This window comes from Telluria antibiotica (assembly GCF_011682055.1).
GTDB lineage: Bacteria > Pseudomonadota > Gammaproteobacteria > Burkholderiales > Burkholderiaceae_D > Telluria > Telluria antibiotica.
In genome coordinates this window covers 24,457-39,525 of the sequence record NZ_JAAQOM010000004.1, presented here as the reverse complement: position 1 = coordinate 39,525, position 15,069 = coordinate 24,457, and the positions used below count along the sequence as shown (strand labels likewise).

At 68.3% G+C, this 15,069-nt stretch carries 16 protein-coding genes; 3 read left to right on the top strand and 13 right to left on the bottom strand.

Annotated features, from left to right (window positions below; translation table 11 throughout):
* From HAV22_RS07765 to HAV22_RS07750, 4 genes are all read right to left on the bottom strand, one after another.
* Window positions 1-480: a VOC family protein gene (locus HAV22_RS07765; RefSeq protein WP_166858226.1), complete on the bottom strand. Its 480-nt coding sequence runs from the start codon at window positions 478-480 to the stop codon at window positions 1-3.
* An 87-nt stretch (window positions 481-567) separates the two neighbouring features.
* On the bottom strand, window positions 568-1,194 hold the full coding sequence (locus HAV22_RS07760) for a DUF6624 domain-containing protein (protein ID WP_166858224.1): 627 nt from the start codon (window positions 1,192-1,194) through the stop codon (window positions 568-570).
* Between the two features lie 80 nt (window positions 1,195-1,274).
* Window positions 1,275-2,036 carry an MFS transporter gene (locus HAV22_RS07755; RefSeq protein ID WP_371869574.1) on the bottom strand — a complete coding sequence of 254 codons (762 nt, stop codon included), beginning with the start codon at window positions 2,034-2,036 and terminating at the stop codon, window positions 1,275-1,277.
* A 251-nt stretch (window positions 2,037-2,287) separates the two neighbouring features.
* Window positions 2,288-2,662, bottom strand: coding sequence for a MarR family winged helix-turn-helix transcriptional regulator (locus tag HAV22_RS07750; protein WP_208296109.1), 375 nt, complete (start codon window positions 2,660-2,662; stop codon window positions 2,288-2,290).
* Window positions 2,663-2,928: 266 nt separating this feature from the next.
* On the opposite strand from HAV22_RS07750, the gene HAV22_RS07745 reads away from it, so the two are divergent.
* Complete coding sequence (locus tag HAV22_RS07745) at window positions 2,929-3,285, top strand: DUF6404 family protein (protein ID WP_166858222.1); 357 nt, start codon at window positions 2,929-2,931, stop codon at window positions 3,283-3,285.
* A gap of 23 nt (window positions 3,286-3,308) precedes the next feature.
* On the top strand, window positions 3,309-3,761 hold the full coding sequence (locus HAV22_RS07740) for a nuclear transport factor 2 family protein (RefSeq protein ID WP_166858220.1): 453 nt from the start codon (window positions 3,309-3,311) through the stop codon (window positions 3,759-3,761).
* An 18-nt stretch (window positions 3,762-3,779) separates the two neighbouring features.
* Here the strand turns inward: HAV22_RS07740 and HAV22_RS07735 are convergent, their stop codons facing one another.
* From HAV22_RS07735 to HAV22_RS07725, 3 genes are all read right to left on the bottom strand, one after another.
* Window positions 3,780-5,033 carry a glycosyltransferase family 9 protein gene (locus tag HAV22_RS07735; protein ID WP_166858219.1) on the bottom strand — a complete coding sequence of 418 codons (1,254 nt, stop codon included), beginning with the start codon at window positions 5,031-5,033 and terminating at the stop codon, window positions 3,780-3,782.
* Window positions 5,034-5,362: 329 nt separating this feature from the next.
* Window positions 5,363-6,025, bottom strand: a complete 663-nt coding sequence (locus HAV22_RS07730; RefSeq protein ID WP_166858217.1) for a PRC-barrel domain-containing protein — start codon at window positions 6,023-6,025, stop codon at window positions 5,363-5,365.
* Window positions 6,026-6,114: 89 nt separating this feature from the next.
* Window positions 6,115-6,321, bottom strand: a complete 207-nt coding sequence (locus HAV22_RS07725) for a hypothetical protein (protein WP_166858216.1) — start codon at window positions 6,319-6,321, stop codon at window positions 6,115-6,117.
* Window positions 6,322-6,371: 50 nt separating this feature from the next.
* Between HAV22_RS07725 and HAV22_RS07720 the strand changes: the two genes are divergently transcribed.
* The gene (locus HAV22_RS07720) at window positions 6,372-6,743 is read left to right on the top strand and encodes a lysozyme inhibitor LprI family protein (protein ID WP_166858214.1); all 372 of its coding nucleotides are present in this window, start codon (window positions 6,372-6,374) and stop codon (window positions 6,741-6,743) included.
* A 24-nt stretch (window positions 6,744-6,767) separates the two neighbouring features.
* On the opposite strand, the gene yghU is transcribed toward HAV22_RS07720, so the two are convergent.
* The 6 genes from yghU to HAV22_RS07690 all read right to left on the bottom strand — a co-directional run bounded on the left by yghU (window position 6,768) and on the right by HAV22_RS07690 (window position 14,913).
* Window positions 6,768-7,628: a glutathione-dependent disulfide-bond oxidoreductase gene (gene yghU, locus HAV22_RS07715; RefSeq protein WP_166858212.1), complete on the bottom strand. Its 861-nt coding sequence runs from the start codon at window positions 7,626-7,628 to the stop codon at window positions 6,768-6,770.
* A 225-nt stretch (window positions 7,629-7,853) separates the two neighbouring features.
* Window positions 7,854-10,634, bottom strand: a complete 2,781-nt coding sequence (locus HAV22_RS07710; RefSeq protein WP_371869573.1) for an Hsp70 family protein — start codon at window positions 10,632-10,634, stop codon at window positions 7,854-7,856.
* The gene (locus tag HAV22_RS07705) at window positions 10,631-12,484 is read right to left on the bottom strand and encodes an Hsp70 family protein (protein ID WP_166858210.1); all 1,854 of its coding nucleotides are present in this window, start codon (window positions 12,482-12,484) and stop codon (window positions 10,631-10,633) included. Before HAV22_RS07705 ends, HAV22_RS07710 begins: the two co-directional genes overlap by 4 nt.
* The gene (locus tag HAV22_RS07700) at window positions 12,481-13,053 is read right to left on the bottom strand and encodes a DUF2760 domain-containing protein (RefSeq protein WP_166858208.1); all 573 of its coding nucleotides are present in this window, start codon (window positions 13,051-13,053) and stop codon (window positions 12,481-12,483) included. Before HAV22_RS07700 ends, HAV22_RS07705 begins: the two co-directional genes overlap by 4 nt.
* An 86-nt stretch (window positions 13,054-13,139) precedes the next feature.
* Window positions 13,140-13,613, bottom strand: coding sequence for a type VII toxin-antitoxin system HepT family RNase toxin (hepT, locus tag HAV22_RS07695; protein WP_166858206.1), 474 nt, complete (start codon window positions 13,611-13,613; stop codon window positions 13,140-13,142).
* Window positions 13,614-13,659: 46 nt separating this feature from the next.
* Window positions 13,660-14,913 carry a putative Na+/H+ antiporter gene (locus HAV22_RS07690; RefSeq protein ID WP_208296108.1) on the bottom strand — a complete coding sequence of 418 codons (1,254 nt, stop codon included), beginning with the start codon at window positions 14,911-14,913 and terminating at the stop codon, window positions 13,660-13,662.
* Window positions 14,914-15,069 lie beyond the last annotated feature (156 nt).

Here is a 15,069-nt window from a genome sequence, read left to right as displayed (position 1 = left end):
TCAGCCGCGCCGGGCCGCCTCGATGGCCGCGACGTCGATCTTCCGCATCGTCATCATCGCGTCGAACGCCCGCTTGGCCGCGGCCGGGTCGGGGTCCGCGATGGCGGCCATCAGCGCGCGCGGCGTGATCTGCCACGACAGGCCCCAGCGGTCCTTGCACCATCCGCACGCGCTTTCCTGGCCGCCGTTGCCGACGATCGCATTCCACAACCGGTCCGTCTCCGCCTGGTCGTCGGTCGCGACCTGGAACGAGAACGCCTCGCTGTGCTTGATGGCGGGACCGCCGTTCAGGCCGAGGCACGGGATGCCCATGACGGTGAATTCGACCGTCAGGACGTCTCCCTGCTTTCCGGCCGGATAGTCGCCGGGCGCGCGGTAGATGGCGCCGACGGCGCTGTCCGGAAACGTCTGCGCATAGAACGTCGCCGCATCCAGGGCGTCGTTGTCGTACCAAAGGCACACCGTATTCGTGCTGGCCATCTCTCCTCCTGTGGGCGGGTCGCTGGGGACTGCGTGCGCAGCCGCCGGGAACGATAGCACGTTCGCGGGCGCGCGGGCCCGCGTCGGTCACGGCGTCGCGGCCCCTTTGCTGGCGGGTACGGGCACCGTGCGGTGTGGATCGGCGGGGTCGTGCAATACGATGAACGGCGCCGAGCAATCGAACATTTTCACGTAGTCGGCCAGCGGGGGAATCTTCAGCGCGCGGCGGCGCTCGTCCACGTGGGCGATGTCGTCGATCTCGAACGGCTGCCATTCCGTGCGGCTCACGCACGCCCCTTGCGTGCCGTAGCGCTGCGGATAGTGTGTGCGGTCGTACAGGTACGCATAGTCTTTCGCGGATGCCTGTTGCTGCCGCACGAGCGGTTCCATCAACGCGAGGACCTTGAGCTGGAAGGCCTTGTCCGAGTCGGCGTGCTGGGCCAGCAGCCAGGCGTCCTTTGCCGCCTCTTCGCCGACCATGTCGTACGTCGGCCAGCCGTATTGGTCGACGATCTGTTTCAGGCGCGCCTGGTTGGCGGCGTCGACCTCGATCCATTTGCGCATGCCTTCCTGGTCGGTGGCATGCCGGGCTTCCTGGTCGTGCTGGCCCATTTTCAACAGCTCGTCGCGCAGCGCGGGGTGCGTGGGCGCGGCGGCGTGCGCGGCCAGCGCCACCGCAAAGAGGACGCCGGCAGCCAGGATTCGTCGTGACATTTTATTTCGCATATCGTCTCCAGGTCGTTCAAGGCCTGTGCGAGCTTAGCGAAAAAAAGGCGGCGAATGTGCGCGGATTTTCACTCCGCCGGCGCGGCGGGCGGCGCGCCGGCAGCATGCCCGGAGAGCGGCAGCTCGGGCAGGAACAGCAGCGCGACGAGGCCCGCCAGCACGATCCCCGCGCCGGCGCCGAAGATGTTGGCGATGGCGTGGCGGTACACGGCCACCGTCAGCGCCTGCGCGGCCGGCTGGGCGCCCGCGCGCGCGACTTGCGCGAGGCCATGCGCGTGTACCTGGTGCGCGAGGATGGCGCCGGAACCCGTCACGCCCAGCAGGCCGCCGAGCGAGCGGAAGAACGTCAACATTGCCGTGCCCACGCCGCGGCGCGGGACGGGCAGCGCGTTCTGCACGGCGATCGTCATGTTGGGCATCACGAGACCGAGTCCAGCGCCGAGCAGGAAGATCGTAGGCTCGATGATCCAGTAGCCGCGCGCCGTATCCATGCCCCGGGCGAGGACGGCGAATGCCAGCACCGCGGCCGACAGCCCGGCCACCTGCACGGCCTTGTACTTGCCCGAGTGCGACAGCACGCGGCCGTTCAACGTGGACGAGGCGATCATCCCGACCATCATCGCCACCGTCATCGTGCCGGAATGCGCGGGACTGCTGCCCATGACGAGCTGGAAGAACAGCGGGAAGAACACACTTGCACCCATCAGGCCCATGAACGTCAGCGCCATCACGATGCTCGCGACATTGAACACGCGGTTCGCGAACAGGTCCGGCGGCAGCACGGGCTCCGCCGCGCGGCGCAAATGCACGAGCAGCCAGCCGCCCAGCACAACGGCAAGCGCGGCGCAGACCTCGACCTGCGCGGAATTCCACGCCCATTCCGTGCCGCCCAGCGCGAGGATCAGCAGCAGGGGCGAGCACGTACGCGGTGACGACCCACGACAGATGGGCGATGCCGCCCAGGTCGCCGACGATGCGGGGCAAGGCGGTCGCGACGATGCTCTGGTCCAGCGCGCCGAGGCCGAGAACGGCCATCAGGGCGAGGTAGACGGAGCGGATTTCGCGGGCGGAAACGGGAGCGTCAGTCGTCATGGTCGGCAAGGATGTTGAGGGCGTCGATGGCGCCCGCGAGTGCGTCCAGCTGGGCGGGAGAGAGGCGGACGATGCGTTGCGACAGCCAGTCGTGGCGGCGGTCGCGCAATTGCTGCAGGGCCTGGATGCCGGCCGGGCTGGCGCGCAGCCCGCTGCGGCGCCGGTCGTCCGCCTGCGGTGCGGTGCGCTCGACGAGGCCCGCTTCTTCCAGCGCCTTGACCTGGCCGCTCATGGTCGGGCTGCGCACCTGCTGCATGCGCGCGAGCTCGGCGACGCCGATGCCGGGATGCTCGTGGATCTGGTGCAGCAGCAGCGACTGCATCAGCGACAGCCCCTGTTCCTGGCGGTCCTTGTCGCGCCGCATCTGGCGCTCGAGGCCCTAGAGGGCGGTACGGAGCGCTCCGGACAGGCGCTCGATCTGGTCGTGTCGTGGGTGGGTCATCATCAATAATAGGTAGGCTACCTAACTATATTGCGCAGGTGCGGCGGCGAGTTCAAGCGGTTTCAAAGCATGTGTTTTTGCACAGGGCGATGCATCCGTGACAATGCACGCATTTTTTCGACGGCATACCTGCTAAGGTGACGGTCTTGCCTGTTCAATATCATGGCTGTCAACGCCGTTTCGCCACCATGCATTTTCGCCTTCGTCTGGACCGTTCCCTTGCCCTGCTGTCGACCCGCGGCGTGGCGCGCCGTCACGCCGCGCCCCTGTTGTTCCGGCTGCTGTGGAGACTGGGGCTGCGGATCCGCCCGCCCCATTTCCTCGGCTTCGCCACCGTCGCCTGTGTCTACGGCACGTGGTTCATGAGCGTATGGGGCGTGTTCATGTGGACGCTCGTGTGGTCGCAGCAGGGCACGGCCGTCGTCGACGTGGCGCTCCGGGCGGCCGCGGCGGGCGCATGCTTTGGCCTGCTCATGGCGTGGCTGTACGCGCGCGAGCGCAAGGAATTCGCCGTGCCGGCCTGGGAGGCGGTGGCCGGCAACTAGCCGACGGACCAACGAGGAACGCTATGTATCACGCCATCGTTCGCCGCAGGATCACCGCGGCATTCGCCGGCCTCAGCGCCGGACGCATCGAGGCCATCACGGACGAGCTTGCGCCGAATGCCGTGCATTATTTCGTCGGGACACATGCGCTGTCCGGCACGCGGCGCACGCCGGACGCCATCCGCGCCTGGTACGAACGCCTGTTGCGCCTGCTGCAGGGCATCCGGTTCACGGTGCACGAGGTCCGCGTGTCGGGCTGGCCGTGGCGCACGCAGGTCGCTGCCATCTGGACTGAAACGAACTTTGGAACGGATGGCGTACAGACCTCGGCGGAGGGCGTCAACCTGATCGAGATTCGCTGGGGCCGCGTCGCGAGCGTGCGCATCTACCCCGATACGGCCGCACTGGAGCGGACGCTGCAGCGCATCGCGGCCAAGGGCACGGCCGAGGCGCTGGCCGCACCGATCGTGTCCTGAGCCGCGGGCGGCGCCGGGTCAGGACGCCTGGGCGGCCAGTGCGGCCATTACTTCATCCACGCTGATCTTGTCGACCCAATCGTCGCGCCGCGCCACCGTGATGACGGTGCTGTTGTGCTTGTCGATGGGCGCCCATTCCGGATTCTTCTGGCGCATCAGCGCTATGACGGGGACGTGCACGGCATTGGCCAGGTGCATCACGGCCGTCTCCACGGAGACGATCAGCTTGCACAGGCCGAGGATGGCCGGCAGCTGGAAGAAATTGTCTTCGGCGCTGAACAGATGGGTGTGTGCGAGGTCGTGGCCGGCGAACAGGGCGCGGGCGCGCGCGAGGTCTTCGGGGACGACGTTGACGATGAAGCCGGCATCGCGCCAGGCATCGTCGCGCTGCATCGTGCGGATCAGTTCGATGACCCGCTCCAGCGGCCAACTGCGTTCGATCGACTTCGAATACGCATTCACGAACACGACCTTCGGTGCCGGGCCGTCGAAGCCCCAGGCGGCAAACTGGTTGCGCGCGTAGTCCGTCCATTGTTGCGGAATCGATAGCACGGGATAGCGGGCCGCGGGCGGGATCGTGATGCCGAACAGTTGCGTGAACCAGCCCGCGTAGATGTCGCTGATGTGGTGGTCCGGATGGGATGCGGCGGTGTAGGCCGGAATGAACGCGTCCAGCTTGCGGTAGATGAGGTGCTTGTGCAGGTCGTAGGGGCGCACGCGCTTTTTCTGGCCTACGACGAAGCCGTGCGGGCTGATCTTGCGGGCCAGGACCGCATATTTGTGGCGGTCGAGCACGCTGAGCGACACGACGATCGGGTAATCCTGCTGCTGCGCTTCCTGGATGGACGCCTCGTACAGCGCCGGACTGTACGTTTCGTTGTACACCTTGTCGAAATACGGGCACTCGGCCAGCCAGTCGTACAACGCGTATTTTTTCAGGTGCGGCCAGTCCGCCGCATTGTTCGTGCGGCGCCGCTCGTCGACCCACAGGTGGATCTTCAGGTGCGGGAACGCGCGCGCGAACGCGGCGAAGCAGCTTTGCAGGTACGTGAAGTCGCCCAACGCCAGGTGGACGATGAACAGGATCTTGTCGGACCTTGCCAGCAGCGCGCGATCGACGAGGGCCGTGTTGGCCGCCGCGTCCGCAAGCCTGTCGCCATGGTGTGCGTCCAGCGCGGCGGCGTCGCCTTGCCGTACGTTGACGGGCGTGCGCGATCGGGCCCGGTGGTCCCAGCTGTCCAGTTTCAGCGTCTGTTCACTCGAGATTTTCATGATGCGTTGTTGGAGTCGGAAGGATGGTCTCGTTCAAGACAGAGGCGCATGGTCATGTGGATTGTAGAGGGCGAATGGCCTGGACAGGACAGCTGTTGCTGTAAAGTTGGGTAAAGCTTTTGTCAATAAATAACAGGCCCTGGTGACAGGAACGTTGCACGCCAACGCAACGCGAAGTGTTGGTTTGTAAATATTGCATTCCGTAAGTCTGCCAGAATGCATGGAAAAGCGAAGCACTGTTGGTGTTACAAGTTGGTAACTTCGGTGTCAATGTCGCATGGGTGATGCTGCCATGCGACATTATGACGCCTCATGCGGCTGCCGACGAGTCAGCCGATGTTGCTGCCGCGGATTTTGCTAAGGTCCTTGTCGTCTCCGGCGGTACCGGGCCGCGGATCGATGCTCCCGCCGGCGCCACCGCCCGCCATCGAACTGCCGGCGCCCATGCCCGTATCCGCCGACCCGGCGTGGCCGGCCCCCATCGAATCCATGCCAGCACCCACGCCGGAGCCCGCACCCGTGCCGCCGCCGACCATGCCGCGCATCGCCACGTTCGGCCCCATGGTGGGCGCGCCGGCCCGTGTGGGATCGGTGCCGTAGAAGTTGTGGATGTGCTGGGCCCATCGGGCGTCCGCCATGTCGGGCCAGGCGTGCTTGTCGAATCCCGGTGCGGTCTGCAGCCGGTCCTTGTCGACGTCGAGCACGAAGCGCTTGTGGACGGTGTCCAGGTGCAGTGCTTGCCAGGGCACGGCGAACAGCTTGTCGCCCATGCCCAGGAAGCCCCCGAACGACAGCACGGCGTAGGCGACCTGGCCGGTCTGCATGTCGAGCATGATTTCCTTGATGTCGCCCAGGTCCTGGTCGGCAGCGTTGACGACGCTGTCGCCGATCAGGGTGTCGGCCCCCATCAGTGCGGGACCGGGACCGGCATGGCCCGCGCGGGTGGTCGTGGCGTTGTACATGCCGTATTTGTCGCGATCTGCGTAGCTCATCTTGTCCTCCTGGTGTCGATGATTGCAGGGCCGTCGGTGCGGCAACCCATCCAGGGTAACGGGGGCGGACGGCACGCGTTTGCGTTCACTCAATCGTGCCCGGTCGCGGCCAGCGGCCCGCGCGATGCCGGCACCGACCGCTTGATACTAGCCACAATCGGCATCGCCGCGCGCCCGCTAGACGCGGGGAAAAAGCTTTCTGGCACGGTTTTCTGGACGGCGCGAAAAGTAGCGTCACGTAATACTTGGTGAGAATCGAAGGCCATCCGCTGGACTATCATGTTGGGCTTGTTCATGATCAATAGCGCAATACGAATCCCTGTTACCGCGCATGAAGGAGAAACGAATGAAACGATGGATGGTGGCAGTACTGATGTGCGCGGCCGGTGCCGCGCAGGCGAACTCGGCATGCGACAAGCCGAAGAAGGATTTCGACGGCTTGTATTGCCTGAACAAGGTGTACCAGGAAGCGGACAACGAGCTCAACAGCACGTACGGCAAGCTGGCCGGCAAGCTCGATGCGGACGGCAAGAAGCGGCTGAAGGCGGGCCAGCTGCAGTGGATCGACGAGCGCAACAACAGCTGCTCGCGGCACGAGGGCAGCGCGTTCTACGTCAACCTCGAGTGCGCGACGGACACGACCGTCAAGCGCGGGCAATTCCTGCAGGACCGCTTGCGCGAGTGCGTGAGCTCGGGCTGCCAGAACAGCAAGCTGTGAGGCCGCTAAGCGGCCGCGCGCGGATCAGTCCAGGTCCGACGCGTCGTGCCGCTCCAGCACCTGTTCCTCGGGCTTGCCGCGCACGCGGTTGACCTTGCGGCCGCGGATCACGGCCGGCCGCGCGCGCACTTCGTCGGCCCAGCGGCGCACTTGCTGGTACTGGTGCACGCCGAGGAATTCGGCGGCGTCGTACAGCTCGCCCAGCACGAGACCGCCGTACCACGGCCAGATCGCCATGTCGGCGATGGTGTAGTCGTCGCCCGCGACGAAGCGGCGCTCGGCCAGCAGGCGGTCGAGCACGTCCAGCTGGCGCTTCGTCTCCATCGCGTAGCGGTTGATCGGGTATTCCAGCTTTTCCGGCGCATACGCGTAGAAATGGCCGAAGCCGCCGCCAAGGAATGGCGCCGAGCCCATCTGCCACATCAGCCAGTTGAAGGTTTCCGTGCGCGCCGGGATGTCTTGCGGCAGGAACGCGCCGCCGAATTTTTCCGCCAGGTAGACGAGGATCGAACCGGACTCGAACACGCGCACGGGCGTGGGGCCACTGCGGTCGACGAGGGCCGGGATCTTCGAATTCGGGTTGATCTCGACGAAGCCGCTGCCGAACTGGGCGCCCTCGTTGATGCGGATGAGCCAGGCGTCGTATTCGGCGCCCGCGTGGCCCGCGGCCAGCAGTTCCTCGAGCATGATCGTGACCTTCTGCCCGTTCGGCGTGCCCAGCGAATACAGTTGCAGCGGATGCTTGCCGACCGGCAGTTCCTGCTCGTGGGTCTTGCCCGCGATGGGCCGGTTGATGCTGGCGAACGCACCGCCGGACGGCGTCGCCGGTGACCACACCCGGGGCGGGACGTACGGTGTCGTGAACGGGTTCGTGGGGTCGGACATTGCACTCTCCTTCGCTGGCTCGGTGGAGAAGCGATGATGCCCGAAAAGCCGACTTCCCGCCGCCCCGCTGTAGGGTGGGCACCCCGTGCCCACGCGTAACGTATGCGGTCCGCAAACGTCCGCGTGGGCACAGGGGTGCCCACCCTACCATCTACTATCAGCGCAGCAGCTTCAGTTCCGCAAACGTCCGCGTGGGCACAGGGGTGCCCACCCTACCATCTACTATTAGCGCAGCAGCTTCAGGCCCGGCGGCAGCGCGTCGCCGAACATCCTCGTGCTCGTTTCCTGGTCCAGTTCGACGACGTCGCGCACCTGTGCGGACCAGCTCGCAGGCGCGCCCGCGGCTGCCAGCTTTTGCAGCACTTGCGCGCGCAGCGCCTCGTCGATGTCGCGCGTGCGGTCGCCCGTTTTCCGCGCCAGGTGGGCGGCGGCGAAGCCGGCCGGTTCGATCCGTTTCCAGTCCAGCTTCATGAGTTCCATGAGCCAGCGGCCGGCCGCATCCGGCGGCGCCACCTCGTGCGCGCTCCCGTGCAGCGGCGCGCGGGCGCCCGCGCGCGCGAGGGCCCACAGGTAGCGCGCATACGTGGCGGCCGCCTTCGCATCGGGCTTCGGCGACGCCGGGATGCCCATGATCCTGCCGACCATCCAGTCGCCGATCTCCGCTTTGTAGGCGGCCGGGATGCGTTCGAGCGATGCGCCCAGGCGCAGCATGTCGTCCTCGCTGCCGTCGACGAGCGTGGCGGGACGCTTCGCCCGGTCGGCTGGTTCGGCCTGCAGGTTGAACGCGAAGTCGTCGAGGAGGCGCAGCTGCGCCTCCGTCGACAGGCCTCCAGCCACGCGCCGCCACAACGTCCACCATTCGGCGCGCACCTGGGTGTCCTTGAAGTACTGCGCGCCGGCCGGGAACAGGGCCCACAACTGCTGGATGCGCCAGTCGTCGAGCGGGTCGCCGAAGCCGGGCCGCAGGCACCAGCCGGCCAGGTTGAGCCACACGCGTTCGTGTTCCGCGGAGCGGCGCCGGCCTTTCGCGCGTTCCATCAGGACGTCGAACAGGCGACGCAGCAGCGGGGTCTCCCACCGTTCGCGCCCGCCCAGCACGTGCTCGAGCGCGCCGCGCAACTGGCGCACTTCGCGTGCTTCGACCTGCTGGTTGCGCGCGCCGAAGATGCGGTCGATGCGCTTGATGGCGTCGTCGACGTGTTGATGGACGACCTCGGGTGCTTCCTCTTCGCCGCGCAGCTGGAATTCCAGGCGCCAGCGCTGGCCGCTGCCATCCTCGGCCACGCAGGCCATCTCCAGCGTGCCCAGTTCCGACAGCGCGGCCGCCAGCTGCACGGGAATCGACGCCGTCTTCGCGTCCTGCGCGCGCAGCACGGTCGCGATGGCCGGCAGCCGCACGACGTCGGCGGGATCGAGGTCGACGAGATCGCCCGCCGCGGCCGTATCGGCGACGGTGGAGACGAGGTGGAAGCGCACGGGCCGGCCCAGGCGCAGGGCGAAGCTCCGGTCCGCCAGCGTGGTTTCCTCTCCGGCGCGGGCGCCGCGCGGCAGCACGCACACGGCACGCAGGCGTTCGCCTTCTTCCAGCAGCAAATAATAGCTGCGCGCCGAGCCGCTCTCGATGGCGGGCGCGAGCCCGGCCCGCGCGAGCGAATACGCGACGGCGCCGCGCGCGACGGCGACGTCCGGATCGGCATTGTGCAGCACGCGGACACTCCCCCCGCGCCAGGCGGACAGCACGTCGGCGAGCCGCCGCGCCAGCGCGTCGCCGCGGAACACGCCGCCGTTCAGCAGCAGCGTGTCGGGGATGGGCAGGCGGCCGTCGTCAGCTATGCCCAACGCCTCGCGTGCCGCGTGCGCGTGCTGGCGCAGGAAGCCCGCCAGATGGCGCGTGATGGCCGGGTCGCTCGCATACGGCAGGCCGAATTCGACGATGCCGGCGCGCGCCCGCTGCGGGCCTTCCTGGGCTTCGTTCGACGGGAAGAAGCCGTCCAGAACGATGCGCTCGACGTCGGCCTTCGTGATCGTCGCCGAGCGGCTGGCGCCGATGAGACGCGAACCGCTGCCCAGCAGCGTCACGGCCACTTCGTCCGGCGCATCGGGCGCCAGCAGCTGTTCCTTGGCGGCGCGGCAGCGTTCCGTCAGTTGCGCGAGGCGGCCGGCCGACAGGCGCTGGCTGTCGCCCAGGCGCGATTCCGCGAGGTGGGCCAGCGCGAGATCCATGTTGTCGCCGCCAAGGATCAGGTGGTTGCCCACGCCGATCCGGGACAGTGTCGGCTCGCCATCCTTGAGTTCCACCTTGACGAGCGTGAAGTCGGTGGTGCCGCCGCCCACGTCGGCCACGAGCACGAGCTTCGCATCCGCGAGGTCGGTGGCCAAGGTGGTGCGGTGGCGCTGCAGCCAGTCGTACAAGGCCGCTTGCGGTTCTTCCAGCAGGCGCACGTCGGGCAAGCCCGCGAGATGGGCCGCTTCCAGGGTGAGGGCGCGGGCGCCTTCGTCGAACGATGCGGGGATCGTGAGGACGATCTCCTGCCGTTCCAGCGGACGGGCGGGGAAGCGCTGGTTCCACGCCGCGCGCAGGTGCGCGAGATAGCTGGCGCTCGCGGCGAGCGGCGAGATTTTCGGCACGTCGTCCGGCGCGCCCCACGGCAGGATAGGCGCGGTGCGGTCCACGCCCGGATGCGACAGCCAGCTCTTGCTTGACGCGACGAGCCGTCCCGGCGACGCCGCGCCGAGACTCCGTGCGAGACGCCCGATGGCCACGCGTTCCACGCCGCCCACGTCGGGCGCGGACCACGGCAGTTGCAGCGCGTCCGGCGCGAGTTCGCCGGCCAGCGGATGGTAGCGGTTCGACGGCAGCAGCGGCGCCGTATCCACTTCGCCCGGTGCCACCAGTTGCGGGATGGCGAAGGTGGTGACGTGGTCCGACCCGGCGTCGGCATAGGCCAGCACCGTGTTGGTGGTGCCGAGGTCGATGCCGACGCGGGCTGCTGCGGTACGGGTCACTGCTCGGTGCTGCGGACGTCGAACTCGACCTTCCAGCGCTGGCCGTCACGGGCCACGGCCACAAGTTCCAGGGTGCCCGCTTCCGTCGCCACCGCGTGCAGTTTGACCTGCACGACGTCGCCCGGCGCGCGGCCATCCGCCGGCAGGGTCGCCTGGATCTCGTTCAATTCCTGCAGCTCGTCCGTGCTCCACGATTCGAGCACGTCGCCGATATGATCCTGGCGGCGCACGCTCGAGCCGAAGAAGCGGAAGTGCACGGGCTCGCCCACGACGAGGCCGAATTCCTGGCCCGGCAATTCCAGCTCGCTGCCTTCTTCCATGCCGAACGGCGCCACGCACAGCGCTTCCAGCGGCGGCTCGAAGCCGGGGATCGCGGGCATCGACGACTCCACGCCGACGTAGTAGGAACGGGCCGTGCCGCCGCGGATGCGCACGCCGCCGCCGCGCCGCGCGTAGCCGTAATAGGCGGCGCCGCGCGCGACGGCGAGGTCGAGGTCCGCGCCTTCCAGCATGCGCGCGCCGTCCGCGCCTTCCGCGGCGAGCCAGTCGTTCAGCGTGTCCATCACGCGCTGGGCGAGGACGTCGGACTTGAACACGCCGCCGTTGAACAGGACGGCCGTCGGATGCAGGAACGTGTGCGCGGGGTTGGTCGCAAAACCTTCCAGCTCCGCCGTGGCGCCGGCCTGGCGGCCGAGGAAGGCGGCCAAATGGCGCGTGATGGCGGCGTCCTGCGCATACGGCAGGCCCACTTGCGTCAGGCCCGCGCGCGTGCGCACGGCCGGGCGCGCGCTGGCGTCCACGCGCGGGAAGAAGCCGTCCGTGATGAACGTCGTGACTTCGTCGCGCGTCAGTTCTGTCCGGATCGAGCCGCCGATCAGCTTCGAGCCGCGGCTCGGCACGACGATGGGCCACGTGGTCGCATCGGCATCCGCGAGCAGGTGTTCCTTGGCGCCGCGGCACGCGTAGGTGAGGGCGCGCATCTGCCACGCATCCAGCTGCGTGCCGTTCGCCTGCAGCTTGCGCGCGACGAGGTGGGCCAGCGCGAGGTCCATGTTGTCGCCGCCCAGCAGGATGTGGTCGCCGACGGCGACGCGGTGCGGTTCCAGGTTGCCGTCGCGTTCGAGGATGGCGATCAGCGAGAAGTCGCTCGTGCCGCCGCCCACGTCGACGACGAGCACGATGTCGCCCGCCTTGACCTGCTTGCGCCAGCGGCCGCCGCTCCCCTGGATCCAGCTGTACAGCGCGGCCTGCGGTTCTTCCAGCAAGGTTGGCGTACCGTAGCCGGCATTGTGCGCCGCTTCCGCCGTCAGCTCGCGCGCGGCCGGGTCGAACGACGCAGGGATCGTCACGGTGACGGCTTGCCGTTCGAACGGCGCGTCCGGATGCGCCGCATTCCAGGCCGCTTTCAAATGTTCGAGATAGCGCGTGGATGCCGCCAGCGGCGACACGCGCTCGACTTCTTCCGGCGCATCGGTCGGCAGGATGGCGGCGCGGCGGTCCACGCTCGGGTGGCTCAGCCAGCTCTTCGCGGAAGACACGAGGCGGATCGGCGTGGCGGCGCCGCGGCTTCGCGCCATGTCACCCACGACGGGCGCGGCCTGGCCGTTCGTCCACGGCAGCGCGAGGTCGCCCGGCGCCAGCTCGTCCGGGTGCGGCAGGTACAGGAACGAGGGCAGCAGCGGCAGCGCCTCGACGGTGCCGGGGCCGCTCAATTGCGGGATGCCCAGCACGCCCTGGTCGGCCTTTTCGCCGTCGCTGGCCGTCAGGTCGACGTACGACAGCGCGCTGTGCGTCGTGCCGAGGTCGATGCCGATGGCGTAGCGGGCATCGTTGTTGGTCGCGTCGTTCACAGTTCCACCTCCGCGGGGGCGATGATGGATGCGTCGTGTTTATCGGCCAGTTGCGGCAGGCGCACGTCGCGGGCGCGCCAGCCGCGGTGGCTCAAGGTGCCGGTGAACGGTGCCTTGCCGACGACGTTGCCGGTCAGGCGCACGCTCGCGGCGTCGAAGCCTTCCGGCAGCGTGATGCGCGAGCCTTCCAGCTCGCCGCGCACGGGTTCGATGGAGAAGTGCTCGCGCAGCACGCGCGCGCAGCCTTCGTGCACGAGGCGGGCGGCGGCGCCGATGTCGGCGTCCGCATACACGGTGATGTTTTCGTTGGCAAAGTCGATCAGGCGCGCCTCGCGCTGCAGGAGGCCCAGCAGTTGCAGGGCGGCGTCGGGCGTGGCGATGCGCAGCGGGGCAGGGGCCGGAGCCGGCTTCGGCTCGGGCGCGGGTGCTGGAGGGGGCGCGGCGATGGGGCCGACCTGGTCGTCGCGCACGCGCGCGGCGAACTCGGCGTCGCCGAGGGTCTTGAAGAAGGCGCCGAAGGCAAGGGACAGCCGGCTCCAGAAGGATGGCAGATGGGTCGGTTGGCTCATGGTCTCGAGTCGTTCGCGGTTCGTGAAAGGGCGCATGATACCAGTTGGACCGTAATCAGTTCGACAACGGCTGCGCCCCGGCGGGTTCAGATGGCCGGGTCGCCGGCTTCCCATTCTTCCGTGCCGTCCGCGTCGTGCGCCGCCGGCAACGCTGTGGCACCCGCGAGCAGGGCGCGCGCATACACGTCGAAATCGTCCAGCCCGCGCTTGATGATGGTCACCAGCGCGGGCAGCGGCGCGGTCTGGTAATCCCATTCGGCGCGGCAGAATTCGCCCGTGCGCTTGAGGTCTTCGGCCAGCGTGGGCTCGATCCAGCCGTGTTCCGCCAGCAGGGTGATGACCTCGCGCTCGTCGTGCGCCGTGCCGAGGCCGCGGTCGGCCAGCACGTGGTCGCCCATCTCGACGGCCGCCTCCCAGGCGCGGATCACGTTCAGGGTGGCCGCATCCTGGCGCGTGATGTCGCCGACGAAGGTGGTCGGGTCTTTCTCGTATTCGTCCCGGGCACGCTTGCAGCAGCGCTCGATGGTGCCCGTCTTGCTGACCAGCAGGTCTTGATCCATGGTTCCCTCGCTGCGGGACGTGGAGGGTCCCGCTCCAAGGGATAACTTACAACAAGAACAACACGGCTGCCGCACAAGTGGGCGCGAGGGCGCCGAGCAACAGGCCGACGGCCCCGATCGACTCGTCGTTGAAGCCCCGCCGCAGCAGCGCGACGCCGGCCGGATTCGGGGCGTTGGCGATGACGGTCAGCCCGCCGCCCGCGACGGCGCCCGCCACGAGCATGTATTGCGCGCGCTCGGACAGCCCGGCGATCAGCGAACCGAGATAGGTCAGGGCGGCGTTGTCCGTGATGGCGGTCAGGCCCAGCGCGCCGAAGAACAGGGCGGTCGGCTCCAGGCGCGCGACGATGGGCTGCAGCCACCATTGCTGCATCCCGCCCAGCACGACGAGGCCCGCGAGGAAGAAGCCGACGAGCAGGCCTTCCTTCAGGATCAGCGGGTCCTGGTAGCGCGGATACGCGTGCGTGACGCCGAGGAACAGCAGGAAGATCCCGAGGAACAGCACGGGATGGTGGGCCAGCAGCACGACGGCGGTGAGCACGGCCAGGTGCGTCAGCGCGACGAGCGGCGGCACGCGCACGGGCGCCTCGCCGTCGATCGACACGTCGAGCGGACGCAGGTGCGTGCGCAGCAGATACGTGACGACCGAGGCGTTGACGACGACGGCGACGAACGCGCGCCAGCCGAAGTGCGTGAGCATGTGGACGCTGTCCCAGCCCCACGCCGTGGCCACCATGAGCACGGGCGGCGCGGCGTACGACGTCATGGTGCCGCCGATCGACACGTTGACGAACAGGACGCCCAGCGCCCCGTATTTCAGCCACTCCGGCATCCCCTGGCGGAACACGGACGGCGCCAGCATCAGCGCGGCGAGCGTCATCGCGGCCGGCTCCGTGATCAGCGACCCGGCGAGCGGCACGAGCGCGAGGCCGAGCCACGTCTGCGCGAGCTCCGTGCGCAGCGGCAGCAGGCGCGCGAGCAGGCGCACGAGGGCGCGTGCCGTCTCCAGCACGGGCCGCGACGCGGCCACCACCATCACGACGAACACGAACAGGGGTTCCGTGTAATGGCGCGATTCCGCGTAGTCGATGGCGGCCGCGCTGCCCTCGACGAAGGCCATCGCGAGCATCAGCACGAAGGCCCAGAAGCCGAAGACGACTTCCACTTCGCCGAGCAGGTGGAACAGGCCGGCGTGGCGCGGATGGCGGTGCGCGAGGACTTCGAAGAGGCGGGTGGCGAACGTGTGCAGCAGGGCGAGCACGAACAGGATCAGGGCGACCTTGTGCATGGTCGTGGTCATGGGCGGGGTTCCTCGTGATTCGATATCGTCATCCCGCTATTGTCCCACGGCCGGCCGCCTGCCATCGTCCTTGGAGAGCGTCAGAGAAGATGCGCACGCAATCCCGTGACGCCGGGCGCGACGTCGGCAGCGAGCACGGCCTTTTGGTGCGGGGCT